The following is an 18,397-nucleotide window of genomic DNA, read 5'->3' as shown; positions in this document are numbered from 1 at the left end:
ATAACTAAATCTTTTACAATTACAATGAGGAGAATATTTACTTTCTACACCATACTTATAACGGCTATCACTGCACTCAGTTCTTGCGTAAAAGATCAGACTGCTATTGATGATCTTAAAAAATCCTGCCTTTACGATGATAAGGTAGATTATTTTAAGAAATGGGCCAACACCTTTACCGAAATTGATACTTACAACGCCGCCGGTACAATTGAAAGCAAAACCTTCATCCACCCGATAGGCTACTTTCAGTTAAACAGCAACTCTACCTATAACGTTTTAAGCGATAACGTACCTCTGAGCGGTGCCTGGGATATTACCGATAGCTGCCAGCTGGTGCTTGATCCTAAAGGTACCCTTGAACGAAAGTTTGATGTATTAAAACTTACTAACGACTCGCTGACCCTACGCCGCAAATCGGGCAACAAACTTTATACACAGCATTACGTAGCCTACAAGTGCCCCACCCTTGCGCAATTGCAAAATCGCTGGGATAACACTTCTATCTATGTAGAAAGCTATGACGCGAACGGTGTAACAGGTTATTACACCATATTTCCTATCGGGTTTTTCCAGCTTAATGCCAATGCATCTTACAACAGGGTAAGTGATGGCGTGCCCCTAGATGGCACGTGGAGTCTTACCGATGGATGCCAGTTGCTGCTGGATAAAGGCACAGCCCTTGAGCGGAGTTTCGAAATTCAACGAGTTACAACCGATTCACTTACCATATGGAGGAAGGACCCGGCTACACAAACCAACTATTTGCAAAAGTACGTTAAGCACTAGGCATTGTTTTTAAAAAACAGGGTGCGCAGTGTTTTGGCAACCACCTGGTACCCTTGTTTCTCTAAATAGGCGTATACTTCAGAACTGGTTAGGTTTTCAAAATCTATTCGGTCTTCCACCAGGATGTACGATGGTTTGTATTTTGCCCAGTTGTTTGATTTTAACACCTGCAGATCCAATCCTTCTACATCAATAGTTAAAAAATCTATTTGCTGGCCGGCAGGCAGGTGTTTGTCCAGCACCTCGGATAGCGGCCAGGTTTCGATATCCACCTCCTGGGTGATGTGGTATTTTGCGGAAGTGGCGTTGCGCTCCTCGGATATTTCTTTAGAGAAACCGTTGAGAGCGGGTTCGTTAAAGCAGTAAAAGGTAAGCTTATCCTTTACGCTGCTAATGCCAATATTTAAGTTGATGTCGTTCTTCCTGAAGATGTTGAAAGCCTTTATGGCGCCGGGCGTAGGCTCTATGTTGATACCACGCCAACCTTTTTTGTAAAAGTACTGCGTGTTAGAGAAGCGGTAAGGGTGATGTGCGCCAACATCTACAAAAAAGCCTTTATAGTTTTTCATACCCTCGTAAAAAGAGCGGAGCACCATGTCTTCGCCTTCTTGCGAGTAAGAGCTTACGGCCTTAAAATAGTGTACGGGTAAATATTTTAAGATAGCTTTCTTGAGATTGAACATAGCAGCAAAGAAACAATAATCTTTACACAGTTGAAAATGAAAAAGCCGTGGCCGGCGACGCAATAGCAAGCTTGGTTCTCGATATTATATATTATATTAGTTACAAATTAATACATGATAAAACCTTTACTACGATTACTTTTCCTGTTGCTGTTATTATCGCCCCTAACGGGTTATTGCCAGCTGCCCTACCCCAAATGGGTTAACGATATGGGCGGCGCGGGCGACAGCAAGCCGACCGGCATGGTTGCCGATGGCCAGAACAATATTTACGTGGCAGGTTATTTTAGCGGCACGGTAGATTTCGACCCATCTGCAGGGCAAAAAAACCTGACTTCGGCTGGGGGCTATGACATTTACGTGGCCAAATACAAAGCCGATGGCACGCTGGTATGGGCGATATCTATGGGCGGCAACGATTTGGACCAGGTAAACGCCATGGGTATAGATGCTAACGGCAACCCAACCATCATTGGCCAGTTCAGGTCGTTGAGCCTTAACGCAGGCGGATTTTTTCTGACGAGCACGGGCGATGAGGATATCTTCGTTATCCACATGGATACCAATGGCAACGTGCTATGGGCAAACACGCATGGCGCTTTCGGTACCGACCGTGGCGAGCAGGTTACTGCTGATGCTCAGGGCAACGTAATAGCCACGGCAATCTTCCAGCAAACTATTAGCGTCGGCAGCCATACTGAAACTGCCCCGGGCGGCTTCGGCGCACTGGTTATCAAGTATAGTTCGGCGGGTGCGGTGCAATGGGATATCAACCTAAGCAGCAACGGCGGCGATACGCAGGTATTCGGCAACGGTATTGATAGCCAAGGCAACGTAGTGGTTTCGGGCTCTTACTCGGGCACGGTAGATTTCGATCCTTTGGGCACGCACCAAAACTCGCCTACGTTCGGTTCCAATACCCCTTTCCTGGCCAAATACACGCCTGCGGGTAAATTAATATGGGTTAAATATGTCGGCGGCAGCTTCGTCAACAATGGCTCGGCATTAAGTATAGATGCCAATGACGATATTTATTTTACAGGCTCTTTTGCCACGCCGCTTACCTTCAATGGAAGCACGATTTTAAATTTATCGGGCTATCAGGATACCTTCGTGGCTAAGTATTCATCCAACGGCACTTTCGCATTCGCCAAGGATATAGGCGGCTTCAACGCGGGCTCTTTCAACTACATGATACGGAACGACAAGGCCAAAAACGTGTATATTACCGGCTACTTTACCGGCACGATAGACTTTAATCCCACAGCAGCCGTAGCCAACGTGGCCGACCATGGCCAGCGCGATTTTTATTTGGCCAAATACGATTTGAACGGTAATTACCAATGGGCCTTTAGCGCTGGCAGTCCAAATTGCAACCTTACTTTGGGTATAGAGATTGCCGTGATAAATGTCGACGATGTGGTGCTGGGCGGGTCGTTCTGCTCTACAGTAAATTTCGACCCTTCTGCCTGTACCGTAACCAACCGTACTGCCCAAAATTTCACCTCCGATAGCTTCGTAGCGCGTTATGTGCAGGGCGCAAGCGCAATTACGCAGATTACCGGTTTCACCGTGCCGCTGCAAATTGCGCCTGCGGTTATTGATCAGGCAAACCTAACGGTTACCGTTGCAGTGCCGCACAACACTAATGTAACCGCATTGGCACCAACAATAGTCGTAAGCAACGGCGGAACGCTTTCCCCGGCATCGGGCGTCGCGCAAAACTTTACCAATCCGGTAAACTATACCGCCAGCGGCGGCTGCGCACCCGTGGTATATAAAGTAACCATGTTGATTGCCAGAGCGATTACCACTTGTTCGGGCACCGCCAATACAATCGCAGGCGATACCCCCACCCCCGCCGGCACTATAGCCTGGCAGGTATTACAAAACGGCAGTTGGGTAAACGCTCCGGGCACTATCAATGCTGCCAATTACCAAACCTCGGCATTGGTGAACAATGCCGCTGCAGACATCACATTCAACCTGCGCCGGCAAATTACAGCGGCGGGCGGGTCCATTGCTTATGATTCGTATTATGAGGTTACCGTGCAGTCGTCAACCCCTATAACCGGCAATACAGCCACCGCGCCTGCGGTAAGCGGTTTTTGCGCCACCGGCGACCCGGCCAGCATAACCGGCTCAACGCCTGCGGGCGGCAACGGTGTTTATGTATATCAATGGCAACGCTCGGCAGATAACGTAACGTTTACGGATATAGCAGGCGCTACCACTAAAGACTACGATCCGGCGGCCATCAGCGTTACTACCTATTACCAGCGCATCGTATCATCGGGTACATGCGCGGCCCCGGCAAAAAGCAATTTGATTACGATCAGCGTAACGCCCGCCATCAGCAACAATACGATAACTGCCCCTGCCGTAACCTCATTTTGCGCCACGGGCGATGCTGCCGTTATTACAGGCAGCACCCCAACGGGCGGAACGGGCAACTACGCGTACCAATGGCAACGCTCGGCAGATAACGTAACATTTACGGATATTGCTGCTACCACCACTAAAGATTATAACCCGCCAGCCGGCAACAGCACTGTGTACTACCGTAGGGCGGTAACATCGGGCACATGCAACGTGCTAAGCAACGTGGTAACCGTTAACGTGCTGCCGCAGCCCGCCAACGTGGTATTAACGCCCATTGCCCCTATATGCGCTGGTAGCGGGGCGAGCCTTTCGGTAAGCGCGCCAGATGCCAGCCTTACCTATATCTGGTACGATTCGCCCGCTAAGGTCAACACGTTATTTACCGGGGCTACATTTTCCACTAATCCGCTAAATGGAAACCAAACCTATTACGTAGAGGCATCTAACGGTACCTGCACATCTCCTGCGCTTACCGGCGTTACTGTAACCGTAGTGCAAATGCCGGCTAACCCTGCCGTGGTAACCAACCCGGTATCGGTATGCAACGGCACATCGGCCACCTTAGCTATTGCCAGTCCGCAGGCGGGTTTAACTTATAAATGGTACAGCACGGCTGCAGGTACTACGCCTGCATTCACAGGCCAGCAGTTCGTAACCGGGCCTTTAACTACCAATACCGCTTACTATGTAGATGCAACAAACGCCACCGGCTGCGTGTCGCCGCGCATTCCTGTCAACCTAAATATGCTGGCAGTACCATCCATAGCAGCACAGGGGGCAACCATTTGCGCGGGTAGCGGGGCTACGCTTACAGCCAGCAGCACCGATAATAATGTTACCATAAAATGGTATGCCGACGCGACAGGCGGCAACAGCGTTTTTACGGGCGCAAGTTTTACTACCCAGCCCGTTAATGTTGCTACCACTTATTACGCCGAGGCAACCAATAATGCCACTGGCTGCATTTCTGTAGCCCGTGCGCCTGCAACTATACAGCTAGCCCAGCCGCTGCCGGCCCCGGTGGCAACCCCGGGCGATGTAACCGCAACCAGCGTATCGTTCAAATGGGATGCGGTACCTAACGCAACCGGTTACCTGCAAAGCCTGGACAACGGCCAAACATTCGTTGCCACTGGTACCGCTAACGCAGGGATAACTATTAGCGTGCAGAGGCTTACGCCCGGCCAAACGGTAAACGTTATCATCAAGGCAACCGGCGCGCTGCCCTGCCAGTTAAGCAGCAATTCTAACCTGGTTACATTAACCGCAATAGATCCGCTTGCCGACCAGCCATATGTTGCCAACGCCTTTACGCCAAACGGCGATGGCAAAAACGACGTGGTTTACGTGCATAGCGAAAACATCAATACCCTTAAGTTCTCGGTTTATAATCAATGGGGCGAATTGCTGTTCTCCTCAGTAAGCGTACAGTACGGCTGGGACGGCACCTTCAAAGGGAAAGCCGAACCCGCAGGCGTGTATGTCTACTATGTACAGGCCACCATGAAAACCGGCAAGCAAATAACTAAAAAAGGCACCATTACGTTAATCAGGTGAAAAAGATATCCATACTCATAACATCCTTGCTGCTGTTTGGGGCTACTGCCAGGCTACACGCCCAGGTAGACCCTCACTTTTCGCAGTACTACGCTTACCCGCTTTGGCTAAACCCGGCGCTTACCGGCGTTATCGACGGGCAAACCCGCATCAACGGCAACTTTAAAGAGCAATGGAGCGGGCTGCCCAATGGCTATAAAACCGGCGGCATTTCTTTAGATACTAGGGCCAGCGATAAGGTGGGCCTGGGTTTCAATATCATCAACCAGGGCGCAGGCACGGCGGGCTACAATTATTTTGCAGGATACGGCTCTTTCGGTTATGGCGTGGCCATATCGGCAGACGGCACGCAAAAGCTGCATTTCGGCGTGCAGGCGGGCATCATCAACCGTAGTTTCGATCCAAGCAAGCTACAAACCGATAACCAATACACCCCCGGCGGCGGTTACGACCCCAACCTCCCCACCCTGGAAAATTTTACCAGCACCAACGCCACGGTTTTTGATGCCAGCGCCGGCATCTTTTATTTCGATGGCAACCCTGCTCATACGGCGAATGTATTCGCGGGCGTAAGCCTGGCACACTTAACCTCGCCCAGCAATCCCTTTACTACAGGCGGTGTCAACAGCAAGCTGCCTTATCGGTTCAATGCGCATGGCGGTGTTAAAATAAAAGCATCAGAAGGTTTCGATGTTACGCCGCATGCGGTTTACATCAGCCAGCAAAAAAACAGTATCAAGGCCCTCGGGTTATACTCCGAAATAAAGCTGGATGAGGATAACGGCTTAATATTAGGTGGCCTTTACCGCTTTGGCGATGCCGCCGTTGCCAATGCAGGCTACCATGTAAAAAGCCTGGTTATCGGCATGAGCTACGATTTCAACACATCGCAGTTGCGCAGGGCCACCAACGGCGCGGGCGGCTTCGAGCTTTCTATCAGTTATGTTTTCCGTAAACGTATCGCAAACGCCCCGGCAGAGGTTTGCCCCAGAATTTAATGCAAAGTATATATATGAAACCGATAATATTAATGCTTTTGGCCGCTTTTGCATGCACAGGCACATTTGCGCAGTACCGCGAAATCAAAAAAAAGGCCGACGAGAGTTTCGATCAGGGAAAATACTTTGAGGCCGCGTTTAATTATGAAAAGCTGGCAGATAGCAGTAATACGGTAAACCTGAACATTCCCACCTATATCAGCCACAGCGAAAGCAAGAAAAAAATACAGGCCGACCGGCCCTTTATCTACTACCGGCTGGCGGAATCGTACCGGCTGTACCAAAACTACCATAGTGCCGAGAAATGGTATGCTAAGGTAATGGATGAGAACCTGGACGCTGATTATCCCCTAACCCGCTTATGGTGCGCCGTGTGCTTAAGAGCGAATGAACATTTTAAGGGAGCGATAGCACAACTGCAGCTATTTTTGGCCGGCTACAAAGGCGACCCCAAATTTAAAGCAATTGCCGAACGCGAGCTTGCCACCAGTTTGTTGGCCAAACAGCAATATGCGGCAACCACTAATACCACTATCAGTAAATTAAATGAGGCCTGGAACAATGAGGGCGGCAACTATGCCTTGATAAAAAACAACGGCGCGTTCTGGCTAACCTCAACCAGCTACAGCAAAACAGCTAACAGATACCTCACTAATATTTACCAAAACGCTGCCGATAATACCCTGGTACCGGGCAAAATACCTGTAGCCGAGGGCAGCAACTACACAGAATTCGGCACGCCATCGTTCAATAAAGCGGGTAACCGCATGTATTTTACCGCCTGGTATAAAAAAGGCGATAAAACCAGCCTGGCGGTTTGCTATAGTGCCAATTTTGGCAATGGTTGGTCGGTTTTGAGGACGCTAAAAAACGTTAATACCGATGGTTACAACGCCATGCAACCCCGGGTTACCGAAGATGGAAAACACCTCTATTACGCATCAGACAAACCCGGCGGCCAGGGCGGCTATGATATTTGGATGAGCGACCTGGATAATGAGGGCAATGCGCTCAACTCGGTTAATTTGGGCAGCCAGGTAAATTCGACACACGATGAAGAGGCGCCCTTCTTCGATGCCGCCCAAAACCGCTTAGTATATAGCTCTAAAGGTTTTGCCGGCCTGGGCGGGTTCGATTTCTTCGAAAGCTACGGCAAGGGTGCCCAATGGTCGGCACCAAAAAACCTGGGTTATCCCGCAAATTCTTCTAAAGACGACCTCTACTATTTCCAGGACCCAGACGATGCCCAGAAAGCTTACCTGAGCTCTGACCGTGCCTCAGACTGCTGCCTTGCGGTATTTGTACTTACTGAACCCGCCATTTACATCCGCGGCACCGTACTTTCCTGCGATTCGGGCAGAGTAGTAAAGGGTGCTAAGATCAGCCTGATAGATGCCGGTTCGGGTGAATCTATAACAGTGGCCAATCCAGGCCCGGGAGGTGAGTATTCCTTCAAGATTTCTGAACGCCGCAATTATCAATTGAAAATAGAGCAGGACGGTTTTTTCACCAAAACCGTTACTTTGAACCTTATCGCAAACACCGATACTTTATATAGCCAGCAAATTTGCCTGCAAAGCTTCGTGGTAAAAAAACCGATGGTATTAAATAATATCCTGTACGATTATAACAAGGCCGATTTGCGCCCCGAAGCCAAAACAGAGCTGGATAACCTTGTCGAAATACTGAAGGATAACCCAACACTAAAAGTGGAGTTAGCGGCTCATACCGATTCGGTTGGTACAGTAGCCGCCAACCAAAGCCTTTCGCAGCGGCGAGCGCAGGCTTGCGTAGATTATATTATAGCGAGCGGAATAAACAAGAACAGGATATACGCCAAAGGCTACGGCGAGAGCGTGCCGGTTGCGCCCAACTCCCTACCCAATGGCGCCGATAACCCGGCAGGCCGCCAGCTTAACCGCCGCACCGAGTTTACCATTTTAGGCAAATAAAAACATTTTGAACGTTTGCGCAATACCGTAACTTTATGCCCTCAGTAGAAAAATTTATATTGATGCAACCATCTGCCATTAGCGGCAACGTAAAAACCGCGTACGACGAATTCTACCAAAAGCACGACGAAGCCTGGCGCATGCTGGGCGCCAAATACAAAGCGCAACACATTATTGATGTATGCGCAGGCAAAACTTTTACCAAGGTTTTAGAAGTTGGTGCAGGGGATGGCAGTATCCTGAAATACCTTTCGGACCAAAATTTCGCACCGGAATATCACGCAGTCGAGATATCCGATAGCGGCGTGCAGCACATCCAATCGCGCAATATCAAAGGCTTAAAAACCGTGCAGGAGTTCGACGGGTATAAGTTACCGTTTGAGGATAATACTTTCGACCTCATCATCCTCTCGCATGTATTAGAGCATGTAGAACATGAGCGCCTTTTGCTGCGCGAGATGAAACGCGTGGCGGCCCATTTTGTAATTGAAGTGCCGCTGGATTATAAGGCAGGGGTTGATAAACGTATCAAACACTTTTTGGCTTACGGGCATATCAACATGTACACACCCACCAGCCTGCGTTATTTGTTGCTAACAGAAGGCTACCTAGTTGAGAAAGACCTCACATCAATGATTGAGCCGGAGGTGACCAAATTCAACACTTACATCAACCAAAAGAAAGCCAAAAGCCTTATAACCAATATCAAAATAGCTGCTGAGTACACCATAAAGAATGCTTTGAGTAAATTGGGTGGCGAAAAGGCTACAGAAAAGTACGCCAATGCCTATACTGTACTTTGCAAAAAGACCGATAAGCAGACGGATATCTTTTAAACTGCCGGCAGAACTTTAGTGATCATTTAACCGCAAAGGACGCAAAGACTGTATGGTGGCGAGCGCAAAGAGCGCAAAGATGGGATAGTTGATTATTAAGTGGTGTAGCTGATAGTTTTATGATCGTTTAAGTATGACAGAGAATGAAATTTCCAACAAAGCAATTGGGCTTGCAATTGAGGTACATAATGCCTTGGGTCCCGGCTTGTTAGAAAGCGCATACAAAGAATGCTTCTATTATAAGCTTATTAAATCAGGGTTATTTGTGGAGAAGGAAAAGCCAATGCCAATTGTATTCGAGGAAATAAAGTTTGATTGTGGATATAGACTTGACCTGCTTATAGAAAATAAGTTAGTTATAGAAATAAAAAGTGTTGCAGCTCTAAATGATGTACATACGGCCCAAACGCTAACCTATCTAAAATTGGGTAATTACAAGTTGGGCATCTTAATGAACTTTAATGTAATAAAATTAAAAGATGGCATAAAGCGGATAGCAAACGGTATTTAATTTATAATCTAATTAACCAACTGCAAATCCTTTGCGAACTTTGCGAAATCTTTGCGCCCTTGCGGTTAAATTAAACTACAATATATTTCAATAATTCATTCAATCATTGTCCCACCCCGCCCCCATAGCGCTGTTTGTTTATAACCGGCCCGAGCATACGCGTCGCACCATCGGCTATTTGCAGAAGAATTTACTGGCGCAGGAATCGCGCTTATTTATTTTTAGCGATGGGGCAAAAGCCGATGCCGATAAAGCCAGCGTGCAACAGGTGAGGCAATTGGCAAAAGATACAACGGGCTTCAAGTCCGTAAAAGTGATAGCGCGGGACCATAACCTCGGCCTTGCCGATTCTATCATAGCAGGCGTTACGCAGTTGGTGGCAGAGTACGGTAACGTAATCGTGTTTGAGGATGATTTGCTATCATCGCCGCACACGCTACAATACTTCAACGACGGGCTGGCACGATACGCCGATGACCCGAAGGTGATGCACCTGAGTGCCTATATGTTCAATCTGAAGGACAAAACCCTGGCCGAAACGTTTTTCTTCCGCGCGGCATTCAGCTGGGGATGGGCAACCTGGGCCCGCGCCTGGAACCATTTCGAACCGGATGTGGATAAGCTTATACAGCAGTTCGACAAGGAAAAGATAGACGAGTTTTCCATCAACCACACCATGAATTTTTGGAAACAGGTGTTGGATTTTAAGGCCGGCAAAAATAATTCCTGGGCCATCCGTTGGTACGCATCCGTATTCTTAAAAGGCGGCCTTACGCTCAACCCGGCACATTCGCTGGTGCACAATATTGGGCACGATGGCAGCGGCACGCATTCTAATATAGAAGACACCTATCGGGTGCAAATAGCCCAAAAACGCGTTGAATATTTTCCGGACATTATCAAAGAAGATAAAAAGGCTTACGAGGCTATTAAATACTTTCTTAAAAACCGAAAAGGCAGCCTGTTCAACCGCGGACTGCAATTCCTTAAACAACTGAAAAGCAAATACCTGCACTGATAATTACCAACAATTGCCCAAATGTTGGTAATTATTGGCTTGTTAATAAAAAAATATGCACAAATATTAGTCTGCTAAATCTATAGACATTATATTTGTGCATTATTAAACCAATTATAAACCTACCGTTCTTTATGATTTAATAATAAGATCAGTAAAAAGCAAAGAAAAGGAGAGGGCCGAAAGTTCTCTCTTTTTTGTTTTTAGAAACATGCGGCGGTTTTTAGTGTTATCTCTAAAACAACTAAACCATGATTGACGAGAAAGACACCACCCCTGCAGATAAAGACGGCAAATACGAGTTCATGATCCATTACTCGGGCCGCGAAGTACCCTGTACCATAATAAAGGAGCAGGATAAGCTTATCGTTTATATAGAAGACAACATCACTTCAGAGCTTACCCTAAAGGAAGATGGCGCCCTTGTACAGACAGGCGGCACCGACCTGGCCGATTCGGCTGTGGAGTTTATTAGGAAAAGGATTTTGGGTTAATATTAATACCGGGATACCATAGCTCCACAATCATCGTGCAGCTATGGTATTTTTTTTGCGGGATACTCCCGTTACGTGGAGCGCTATTAAGCTTGCATGTTTCATCCCAAGCGTTTGCCCCGGAATATTGGAAACGTATCTTTTTAAGTAGCTATTCATAATAGCTGTCGACTTGCTGATATAGTTATCCCTATATTTCCCATCGGGGAACTGCGTCATCGGTTCATTGTAATACATTTTGCCTTCCTTATCTACATATACGGTAAATGAGTAGTTGAAATTGTCGTAAGCTTTATTGATAACAATATCGTATTGCGGGTTCATATAGTCATCAGAAGTATTGTAGTTATTCAACACGAAATCGGGCACGGTTTTTTCCTTCACCACGGTGATTACCGGGCTCTTGCTAATCAACTGTACCGGCTGCTGCGCGGCAAAATAATTTTTCATATCTGCATTGGCTTTGGCTACTAAGCCCATAACAAATAAGGTATCCTGAGTTTTATAGTGCTGTAAAACGGCGGCGGTGGTGTGCAGCTTATTTTTGATGTAATTATCGGCGTAAAATTTCATGTAAATCTTTGTGCCATTAATATTCAGCGAATCGTTTTTGGCCAAGAGGAGTTCAAACACCAGGCTATCCTTGCTCATACGGCGTATTTTTAAATAAGACTGATTGGTATTGATGACAGAGTCATACCCGAGCGCCAGGGGGAAATTGAGGAATGCTTTCTTTACAGGGCTAAACAGGGCCACCGAATCATCCGACACGAAACGCAGCCGCCAATCGGGGTTTAGGTGATAACCATATTCATTGAACGACAACCCGTTTTGCTGTACACGCGATACTTCTGTATAAGTAATGCCCTCTATCGTTTTGAAAGAAATCCGTTTTTTATTGGCTTTATGAGTAGGGTTATTATCGCAGCCGGCAAACGCCAATACCGCACCAGCTGAAAGCACTAAAACAAAATTTTTAAGCAACGATTCTCGCATAGACATACTTTTTATTCTGCCTTAAAGATAATAATAGAATTTAATTATGAAAAACTTTTCTACCCTAATACTTCTTCCAGTACCTCGTGCGATTTGATGTGTCCGAATCCTTCTATGTGCAAGGCATAATACTCCAGCAGTTTGCTGATGAGGTAGCGACGCTCATCGTTCTTGAGTTTGATATGCTCCAGGCTGGCGAAACTACTTTGGAGCAATGCTATAAAGTTTTGGGTATGCGGTGGCGAGAGGTAAGATAAGCTATCGGGCCTGTAATTGCTGAACACGCCGTTCTTCATATCAAAATAGCTTGCGTTGGCCGCATTCTCGCTATGCGGATAAAACCCCAGGTAACGGGTTAGCTGCATTAAAAACACTAGGTGGAAATTGGCGAGCCCATCGGTAGCATTATCCAGCCATTCTATAGCGTGGAAGATAAAATCGAAGCTGTTTTCATCGGGCGTTTGCTGTTTCACGGCCTTGTAAAGCACCTCGTTCAAAAACATGGCGATGCAGCTTTTGATGATATCGTAAGGGATACTGAGTAGCACCGGCGAATTCTTCATCTCGGCTATCCGCTGTATATTGCCCGCCGGTTTGTGATACACCACCATATCTACCAAATGCAGGGGCTGCAGCATGTTTCGGCTTATTTTGGCTTTAGGTTTTTTTACGCCGTTGATGAGGTACGATTGCAGCCCGAATTTTTCGGTAAATATCTGTACCACCACGCTGCTCTCGCTATAGTCGGTAGTTTTGAAAACGATGCCGCGTGTTTTATGCAGCATGGCCCGCGAGCAATAAAATTTTCGGCAGGAAGATGATGAGGCCGGTAACCAGCGCAAAAATAGCCACAATCAAAACTGCCGCAGCGCTCACGTCCTTTACGTGCCCGGCCAGCTTATTATAGCCCGGCGATGCCAGGTCTGTGAGCAGCTCGATAGCTGTGTTTAAAAGTTCGGTAAGTAATACCATGGCTATGCACAGCAATACCCATTTCCATTCGGCTGTATTTATGCGGAGATAAAACCCGGCGGCTACGGCTGCAAGGGCAGCAAATACATGCACCCTGAAGTTTACCTGCGTGGTAAAAGCATAATGCAGGCCTTTAAAGGCAAAGCCGAAACCGCGAATAAACTTTTTCATTACCTGTTAAGATACGCAAATCTGCACAAATTAATTTACAGGCAGCGTGAAGTAAAAGGTAGAGCCCTCGCCCTTCTCACTTTTTACCCAAATCTTGCCGCCAGATACATACCTGATGACATCGGACAACGGCAGGTTTTTAGGGACCGGTGCCCATAATATAACCGCAAAAAGTGTAATAGAAACCGCCGGCAATAAAATGGTGCGCGTAACCTGGTTTTTCATTGGCGAAAGATATCGATTTTTAGCCCACCCTCTAACCAGCCTGCATCGCTGAGTTACTTTATATTGGCATCCATCCAGGTGATGCGTTTCTGGAACCAGTTTTTTACGTAAGCTACCTCGGCTTTATAACTGCCCAGTACTACGGGGTTTGGCCATACATAAATATTGAGGATGTTCCATTTAGCGAAGTTGCGTTTCTGCGATTCATCGAGATAGGCCGCGTTCTTATCCATAGCGGCAAGCATCTCGGGGAGGCCTGTTGTTTTGAGCACATCCCATTTGGCTTTTATTTTGGCAGCGAAGGCGGGGTCCTGCATCAGGCGGCCAATCCAAACGCCATCACGCACCCACCAGCCCTCGGGCTTGGTAGCATCGCTGTAATCAACGTTGCCGGCGCCCAGGTCGAAATCCCAGGCGGGGCCCATACCTAATTTGCCGCCCCTGTCTTTGTAATAAAACATGCTGGCAAAGTTGGCGGCGTCCTGATTCTTGAAAACCTCGTTCACCAAAAACCAGCTAATGAATGAGTCTGAATTGATGTATTTGGCATAACCTGTCGCTGGGTCGGCAAAATTGGCCGAAAATATAGCATCCTCGGTTTGCTGCAGATAGTTTTGGATATAGTTCAGCTGGTCGGTATTCGGCGCTTCGGGCGAACGCAAATTCATCGGCAGGCCTTTGGTGGTATTGAAATGAACTATCTCGCCATTGCGCTGGTCAAGCTCTATTAAATAGCCCCCGGTAACGGCTGTGGCGCTTACGTCTGCAGCTTTAAGCTCTGGTATGTTTACGCGGGCACCGTTTATCTCTACCTGCTCGGTAAGCGTGTAGTTACCCAGGTATTCGCCATTCATAAAAACCTCTACGAATATGCCATGCGGCGCGTAGTCAGAATTTAGGGATTGCGCAAGGCCAAAGGCCAGGCTGTTGCGCATCAATGTTTTATCGGAGTAATTGGCTAGCAGCACCCAATTCTTAGCGCTGGCCAGCCCCAGCAGCTTATTCTTGTTGGTAAACTTCAGGCGGTAAGGCTTTTTAGGCATCCCCCAGGTAGAGTTGCCACGGCCCTTTATCAGCATCTCAATGGTTTTCACGTCCTGATCGTACAAGCCCATGGTATTGATGTTGAGCATGCCGTTCACATAATCGTCTTTAGATACTTCAGGGCTGGCAGTTGTAATATTGAACACGGGCAAGCCGGTAAAATTGGCAATAGTTACGGTATAGGTTTTTACCGTGCCTCCTGTAATGACTGAATAAACAACCGGCTTAGAGAAATCGTTGCTGGTAACGCCGCTGGTTTGTACCACATCGCCCACCTTAACTACCTCGCCGCTTTTTGTTGCAAAGCCCGCCACCAGGTTCATATCTGTTTCCGGCTCGCCTGTGCCTCCTTTAAAGGTGTCGCCATCCTTTGTAAGCAAAACATCGGTGTTTATTTTACCTGCATTACTCTTGGCTTCCACAAAAATATTGAACTCGGGCGGGGTATCAGGCGGGGTAATTTTAGGCGCGTCTTTTTTACAGCTCGCGATAAACAGGACAAGGCACAGATAGGTAAAGGCTCTTCTCATAAATTAACAGATTGCATAAAAAAGCGGGCATCAGGCTTCAACAGGGCCAACGCTCGCTAGATTAGTTAATGATTTGCTTATAATTTGGTAATATAATTGACTCCTAATTTATGATATTTTATTGATAATTAAACAGATGCTAAAGACCTCAAATTGGCTAATATTGTAGCCTATGGATTTAAAACTGCATAACAAAGTGGCACTGGTATTTGCGGCAAGCAAGGGCCTGGGCAAAGCTATAGCGACAGCCTTATCGGCCGAGGGCACAACGGTGGTGATAGGCTCGCGCGATGCTGATGAGCTGAATAATACAGCGGCAGAAATAACTGCGTTTACGGGCAACACAGTGCTGGCAATAACCGTAGATGTATCGAAACCCGAAGAGATAACCACTTTTATAGAACAAGCATCCGCTCAATTCGGCCGGATAGATATTTTGGTAAACAACGCCGGCGGCCCGCCGTTCGATAAATTTGAGAACATCAACGAAGAGCAATGGCTGCAGGCCTTTAACCTTAACCTGATGAGCGTGGCACGCGCCAGTAAATTGGTGCTGCCGTATATGCAGAAAACGGGCAGCGGGCGCATCATTAACATTATCAGCGGGTCGGTAAAGGCGGTGCTGGCAGGTTCGGTGCTTTCTACTGCCATGCGCATGGGCGTTGTTGGTATGGCCAAGATGATGGCCGATGAGTTTGGCCCTTACAATATTACCGTAAATAATGTGGCACCTGGTCTTATCCTTACCGATCGGATAAAACACACCCTCCCCAAAGGCGTGGATACCGAAGAAGCTATGAAAGAAAAAGCCAAAAGCATCCCCCTTGGCCGCATAGGCGAACCTGCAGAACTGGCCGCGTTGGTAGCTTTCCTGGCATCGGGGCAAGCAAGCTACATCAGCGGGCAAACCATACAGGTAGATGGTGGCGCAAGCCGGGCGATATATTAAGCCCTGCCTATGCGGGTTGGCTGCCATCAACCAACATCATTAATTTTGTTATTTTTGCCTTTTTATGGGAAAAGATAAAATAAGGCGTTTTGCCGAGATAGAAACCTTCGATAATGTTTTGCAGCTGGATGCCGGCAAGCCCTACAAAGGCAATTGGGCAACAGGGTTTTTCAAGAATGATAATCCTGTGGTACTGGAGCTTGCCTGCGGCAAAGGCGAATACACGGTAAACCTGGCGACTATGTTCCCCGGCAAAAACTTTATCGGTATAGATTATAAGGGTAACCGCATTTGGCGCGGGGCAAAAACCGCGTTGGAGGACGGCGTGCCTAATGTTGCCTTTTTGCGAATACAGATAGAGAACCTCACCGATTACTTTGCACCTGGCGAGGTAGATGAGATTTGGATAACCTTCCCCGACCCGCAGCCTCAACTGAGTCGCGAGAAAAAGCGCCTCACTTCGCCCCGTTTTTTAGATAAATACCGTGTACTGTTAAAACCAGGCGGCTGTGTAAATTTGAAGACCGACAACGATGGACTGCATGCGTACACTGCCGAAAAGATAGTAGAATTGAATTTGCCGCTACATACCAAAACCGAAGACCTATACCACTCGGAATTTGCCAACGAGGTATTATCCATTAAAACTTATTACGAGAAAAAATACCTGCAGCATAACAAAAACATCAATTACCTTAAGTTTTCGTTTTAAAGCCAATGGCCGATTATAATTTTTATGATAATGTGTATGATGTAGTGCGGCTGATACCGGCAGGCAGGGTAACCTCTTACGGGGCCATCGCGTCGTATCTGGGGTCGAAGCAGTCATCGCGCGTTGTGGGCTACGCCATGATGGCCGCTGGCACCGCCAATCCGCCCGTTCCTGCGCACCGTGTAGTAAACCGGCAGGGCTTACTTACAGGCAAATTTCATTTTGGTGGTGATACGATGGAGCAGTTGCTCGCCAGCGAGGGTGTACTCGTTGTAGATAACCAGGTGCAGAATTTCAAAGAGCTGTATTGGGATCCCGCAATCGAGCTGAAGCTCTGATTTTACGGAAATCGGGCTTAATATAGCTGTAATCAGTCACCAGAGAAAGCACCAGCAACATTACGCCGTAGGTGATGAAAAAAGGCTTGGCGCGGTCGTCGTATTCCAACAAGGTAAAGGAAAGCGTTACCAGCAAAAGGCCCAGTACCAGCTCCATCAAGCCATGTACGCGCATGGAGAAAAACCTGAAAATGCCGGCGGTGTTATCGGTACAAATGGTCAATGCCAAATGCGCAATACCCAACCCATAAACAATACGGGCAATATCGCCAGGCAATACGAACAACATTGGTGCCGACCATAAGAATACCACAATCAGGTAGTCGGCAATGCCGTGCATAGCGGGTGTAAGTATTTTCATAGCTCAGCATTAAGCAAAAACCGGCCCAAAGGCCGCTAATTTAACCATAAAACCCACAACTATTGGGTGTATTATATTATCTGAAGCAATTCCATGCGGTTACCAAAAGGGTCGATAAAGGCAAAACGCGTTCGGCCGGGTATTACCGGCTCTTCCACAAGCTCTACGCCATTTGCTTCAAGGTGCAGTCTTGCTGCCTCAATATCGGCAACTTCTATCGCAACATGCCTTATGGTACGCGGCAAGGCCGGCTCTACGCCAATATGCAGTTGCAAGTCGCCGATGTTGAACCAATACCCTGCTGAAGAGAAAAGATGGTCGGGCCTGTAAATCTGCTCCAGCCCTATTACACCGGTGTAAAACAGCCGCGCCTCTTCCAACCTTTCGGGCGGCACGCAAACGTGAAAGTGGTCAAGCCGTTTAAAGGTTATCATTGCGCTTCGTCTTCGGCAAAGGTTAAAACGTAATTGTTGTTATCTACAATGGAGAACTCCGTTGCGCCATAAAAGGTTTTCTCCAGGCCTTTCAATACCGTAACCTTATCTTTTATGTCTTCAAAAAATGCGCGGATACCGCTTAGCTTAATGTACAGTAGCAGCGAACCGCCGTTGCTACGTTTTATCTCGGGCAATTCTTCGCCCAGGCTTTCCTTGGTCTGGAACATCATGGTTACTTTGCCTTTTACCATCATGGCCCACACAAAATCGGGGCCGGTTTCGGGCACGCTCATGGCCAGATCGAAACCCAGGATGGTGTAAAATTCGATGGTTTTGCTGATATCAGCAACAAAGATATTGGGGGATAAGCTTTCCATAAAGATGTTTTTAATTACGCCATAAAATTACGGTTGATGACGCTGATAAAGGTAAAACATTTATA

General features: G+C 47.4%; 20 protein-coding genes. 11 read left to right on the top strand and 9 right to left on the bottom strand.

Going from position 1 to position 18,397, the window contains the following annotated elements; translation table 11 throughout:
- Nucleotides 1-24: 24 nt before the first annotated feature.
- Nucleotides 25-789 (top strand): hypothetical protein, encoded by a 765-nt coding sequence (locus AC1DXC_RS02560; protein WP_477457561.1) that lies wholly within the window; start codon nucleotides 25-27, stop codon nucleotides 787-789.
- Here the strand turns inward: AC1DXC_RS02560 and AC1DXC_RS02555 are convergent.
- Nucleotides 786-1,472 (bottom strand): FkbM family methyltransferase, encoded by a 687-nt coding sequence (locus AC1DXC_RS02555; protein ID WP_477457560.1) that lies wholly within the window; start codon nucleotides 1,470-1,472, stop codon nucleotides 786-788. The genes AC1DXC_RS02560 and AC1DXC_RS02555 overlap by 4 nt on opposite strands.
- Before the next feature lie 114 nt (nucleotides 1,473-1,586).
- On the opposite strand from AC1DXC_RS02555, the gene AC1DXC_RS02550 reads away from it, so the two are divergent.
- The 7 genes from AC1DXC_RS02550 (at nucleotide 1,587) to AC1DXC_RS02520 (ending at nucleotide 11,220) form a co-directional block, all read left to right on the top strand.
- Entirely contained in the window at nucleotides 1,587-5,411 is a 3,825-nt protein-coding gene (locus tag AC1DXC_RS02550; RefSeq protein WP_477457559.1) for an Ig-like domain-containing protein, read from the top strand.
- The gene (locus AC1DXC_RS02545; protein WP_477457558.1) at nucleotides 5,408-6,409 is read left to right on the top strand and encodes a PorP/SprF family type IX secretion system membrane protein; all 1,002 of its coding nucleotides are present in this window, start codon (nucleotides 5,408-5,410) and stop codon (nucleotides 6,407-6,409) included. Before AC1DXC_RS02550 ends, AC1DXC_RS02545 begins: the two co-directional genes overlap by 4 nt.
- A 14-nt stretch (nucleotides 6,410-6,423) precedes the next feature.
- Nucleotides 6,424-8,361 (top strand): OmpA family protein, encoded by a 1,938-nt coding sequence (locus tag AC1DXC_RS02540; RefSeq protein ID WP_477457557.1) that lies wholly within the window; start codon nucleotides 6,424-6,426, stop codon nucleotides 8,359-8,361.
- A gap of 35 nt (nucleotides 8,362-8,396) precedes the next feature.
- Nucleotides 8,397-9,197: a class I SAM-dependent methyltransferase gene (locus AC1DXC_RS02535; protein WP_477457556.1), complete on the top strand. Its 801-nt coding sequence runs from the start codon at nucleotides 8,397-8,399 to the stop codon at nucleotides 9,195-9,197.
- Nucleotides 9,198-9,330: 133 nt separating this feature from the next.
- Nucleotides 9,331-9,708, top strand: coding sequence for a GxxExxY protein (locus AC1DXC_RS02530; RefSeq protein ID WP_477457555.1), 378 nt, complete (start codon nucleotides 9,331-9,333; stop codon nucleotides 9,706-9,708).
- 106 nt (nucleotides 9,709-9,814) lie between these two features.
- The gene (locus tag AC1DXC_RS02525) at nucleotides 9,815-10,726 is read left to right on the top strand and encodes a glycosyltransferase family protein (RefSeq protein WP_477457554.1); all 912 of its coding nucleotides are present in this window, start codon (nucleotides 9,815-9,817) and stop codon (nucleotides 10,724-10,726) included.
- Between the two features lie 251 nt (nucleotides 10,727-10,977).
- Nucleotides 10,978-11,220, top strand: a complete 243-nt coding sequence (locus AC1DXC_RS02520) for a hypothetical protein (protein WP_477457553.1) — start codon at nucleotides 10,978-10,980, stop codon at nucleotides 11,218-11,220.
- Between the two features lie 30 nt (nucleotides 11,221-11,250).
- Here AC1DXC_RS02520 and AC1DXC_RS02515 read toward each other — a convergent pair whose 3' ends face one another.
- Genes AC1DXC_RS02515 through AC1DXC_RS02495 form a run of 5 tightly spaced genes read right to left on the bottom strand, consistent with a single transcriptional unit; the run spans nucleotide 11,251 to nucleotide 15,158 of the window.
- Nucleotides 11,251-12,216 (bottom strand): hypothetical protein, encoded by a 966-nt coding sequence (locus tag AC1DXC_RS02515; RefSeq protein WP_477457552.1) that lies wholly within the window; start codon nucleotides 12,214-12,216, stop codon nucleotides 11,251-11,253.
- Nucleotides 12,217-12,275: 59 nt separating this feature from the next.
- The gene (gene recO, locus AC1DXC_RS02510) at nucleotides 12,276-13,001 is read right to left on the bottom strand and encodes a DNA repair protein RecO (protein ID WP_477457551.1); all 726 of its coding nucleotides are present in this window, start codon (nucleotides 12,999-13,001) and stop codon (nucleotides 12,276-12,278) included.
- Nucleotides 12,991-13,359 carry a diacylglycerol kinase family protein gene (locus tag AC1DXC_RS02505; protein WP_477457550.1) on the bottom strand — a complete coding sequence of 123 codons (369 nt, stop codon included), beginning with the start codon at nucleotides 13,357-13,359 and terminating at the stop codon, nucleotides 12,991-12,993. The genes recO and AC1DXC_RS02505 overlap by 11 nt, the downstream gene beginning before the upstream one ends.
- A gap of 30 nt (nucleotides 13,360-13,389) precedes the next feature.
- The gene (locus tag AC1DXC_RS02500) at nucleotides 13,390-13,584 is read right to left on the bottom strand and encodes a hypothetical protein (protein ID WP_477457549.1); all 195 of its coding nucleotides are present in this window, start codon (nucleotides 13,582-13,584) and stop codon (nucleotides 13,390-13,392) included.
- Nucleotides 13,585-13,637: 53 nt separating this feature from the next.
- Nucleotides 13,638-15,158, bottom strand: coding sequence for a CotH kinase family protein (locus tag AC1DXC_RS02495; protein ID WP_477457548.1), 1,521 nt, complete (start codon nucleotides 15,156-15,158; stop codon nucleotides 13,638-13,640).
- 172 nt (nucleotides 15,159-15,330) lie between these two features.
- On the opposite strand from AC1DXC_RS02495, the gene AC1DXC_RS02490 reads away from it, so the two are divergent.
- The 3 genes from AC1DXC_RS02490 (at nucleotide 15,331) to AC1DXC_RS02480 (ending at nucleotide 17,157) form a co-directional block, all read left to right on the top strand.
- Nucleotides 15,331-16,107 carry an SDR family oxidoreductase gene (locus AC1DXC_RS02490; RefSeq protein WP_477457547.1) on the top strand — a complete coding sequence of 259 codons (777 nt, stop codon included), beginning with the start codon at nucleotides 15,331-15,333 and terminating at the stop codon, nucleotides 16,105-16,107.
- A 64-nt stretch (nucleotides 16,108-16,171) separates the two neighbouring features.
- Nucleotides 16,172-16,819, top strand: coding sequence for a tRNA (guanosine(46)-N7)-methyltransferase TrmB (gene trmB, locus AC1DXC_RS02485; protein ID WP_477457546.1), 648 nt, complete (start codon nucleotides 16,172-16,174; stop codon nucleotides 16,817-16,819).
- Nucleotides 16,820-16,824: 5 nt separating this feature from the next.
- Nucleotides 16,825-17,157: an MGMT family protein gene (locus AC1DXC_RS02480; protein WP_477457545.1), complete on the top strand. Its 333-nt coding sequence runs from the start codon at nucleotides 16,825-16,827 to the stop codon at nucleotides 17,155-17,157.
- Here the strand turns inward: AC1DXC_RS02480 and AC1DXC_RS02475 are convergent.
- The 3 genes from AC1DXC_RS02475 to AC1DXC_RS02465 all read right to left on the bottom strand — a co-directional run bounded on the left by AC1DXC_RS02475 (nucleotide 17,114) and on the right by AC1DXC_RS02465 (nucleotide 18,332).
- Complete coding sequence (locus tag AC1DXC_RS02475) at nucleotides 17,114-17,518, bottom strand: hypothetical protein (protein ID WP_477457544.1); 405 nt, start codon at nucleotides 17,516-17,518, stop codon at nucleotides 17,114-17,116. The two genes, AC1DXC_RS02480 and AC1DXC_RS02475, sit on opposite strands and share 44 nt — an antisense overlap.
- 71 nt (nucleotides 17,519-17,589) lie before the next feature.
- On the bottom strand, nucleotides 17,590-17,952 hold the full coding sequence (locus AC1DXC_RS02470) for a VOC family protein (protein WP_477457543.1): 363 nt from the start codon (nucleotides 17,950-17,952) through the stop codon (nucleotides 17,590-17,592).
- On the bottom strand, nucleotides 17,949-18,332 hold the full coding sequence (locus tag AC1DXC_RS02465; RefSeq protein ID WP_477457542.1) for a VOC family protein: 384 nt from the start codon (nucleotides 18,330-18,332) through the stop codon (nucleotides 17,949-17,951). The genes AC1DXC_RS02470 and AC1DXC_RS02465 overlap by 4 nt, the downstream gene beginning before the upstream one ends.
- Between the last annotated feature and the right edge of the window lie 65 nt (nucleotides 18,333-18,397).

Source organism: Mucilaginibacter sp. P2_D11 (assembly GCF_056404435.1).
This window is presented reverse-complemented; position numbering and strand designations above follow the sequence as displayed.

Coding starts and splice junctions, on each gene's coding strand:
- AC1DXC_RS02560 (WP_477457561.1), top strand. CDS start 25: ATGAGGAGAATATTTACTTTCTACACCATACTTATAACGGCTATCACT.
- AC1DXC_RS02555 (WP_477457560.1), bottom strand. CDS start 1,472: ATGTTCAATCTCAAGAAAGCTATCTTAAAATATTTACCCGTACACTAT.
- AC1DXC_RS02550 (WP_477457559.1), top strand. CDS start 1,587: ATGATAAAACCTTTACTACGATTACTTTTCCTGTTGCTGTTATTATCG.
- AC1DXC_RS02540 (WP_477457557.1), top strand. CDS start 6,424: ATGAAACCGATAATATTAATGCTTTTGGCCGCTTTTGCATGCACAGGC.
- AC1DXC_RS02535 (WP_477457556.1), top strand. CDS start 8,397: ATGCCCTCAGTAGAAAAATTTATATTGATGCAACCATCTGCCATTAGC.
- AC1DXC_RS02530 (WP_477457555.1), top strand. CDS start 9,331: ATGACAGAGAATGAAATTTCCAACAAAGCAATTGGGCTTGCAATTGAG.
- AC1DXC_RS02520 (WP_477457553.1), top strand. CDS start 10,978: ATGATTGACGAGAAAGACACCACCCCTGCAGATAAAGACGGCAAATAC.
- AC1DXC_RS02515 (WP_477457552.1), bottom strand. CDS start 12,216: ATGCGAGAATCGTTGCTTAAAAATTTTGTTTTAGTGCTTTCAGCTGGT.
- recO (WP_477457551.1), bottom strand. CDS start 13,001: ATGCTGCATAAAACACGCGGCATCGTTTTCAAAACTACCGACTATAGC.
- AC1DXC_RS02505 (WP_477457550.1), bottom strand. CDS start 13,359: ATGAAAAAGTTTATTCGCGGTTTCGGCTTTGCCTTTAAAGGCCTGCAT.
- AC1DXC_RS02500 (WP_477457549.1), bottom strand. CDS start 13,584: ATGAAAAACCAGGTTACGCGCACCATTTTATTGCCGGCGGTTTCTATT.
- AC1DXC_RS02495 (WP_477457548.1), bottom strand. CDS start 15,158: ATGAGAAGAGCCTTTACCTATCTGTGCCTTGTCCTGTTTATCGCGAGC.
- AC1DXC_RS02490 (WP_477457547.1), top strand. CDS start 15,331: ATGGATTTAAAACTGCATAACAAAGTGGCACTGGTATTTGCGGCAAGC.
- trmB (WP_477457546.1), top strand. CDS start 16,172: ATGGGAAAAGATAAAATAAGGCGTTTTGCCGAGATAGAAACCTTCGAT.
- AC1DXC_RS02480 (WP_477457545.1), top strand. CDS start 16,825: ATGGCCGATTATAATTTTTATGATAATGTGTATGATGTAGTGCGGCTG.
- AC1DXC_RS02475 (WP_477457544.1), bottom strand. CDS start 17,518: ATGAAAATACTTACACCCGCTATGCACGGCATTGCCGACTACCTGATT.
- AC1DXC_RS02470 (WP_477457543.1), bottom strand. CDS start 17,952: ATGATAACCTTTAAACGGCTTGACCACTTTCACGTTTGCGTGCCGCCC.
- AC1DXC_RS02465 (WP_477457542.1), bottom strand. CDS start 18,332: ATGGAAAGCTTATCCCCCAATATCTTTGTTGCTGATATCAGCAAAACC.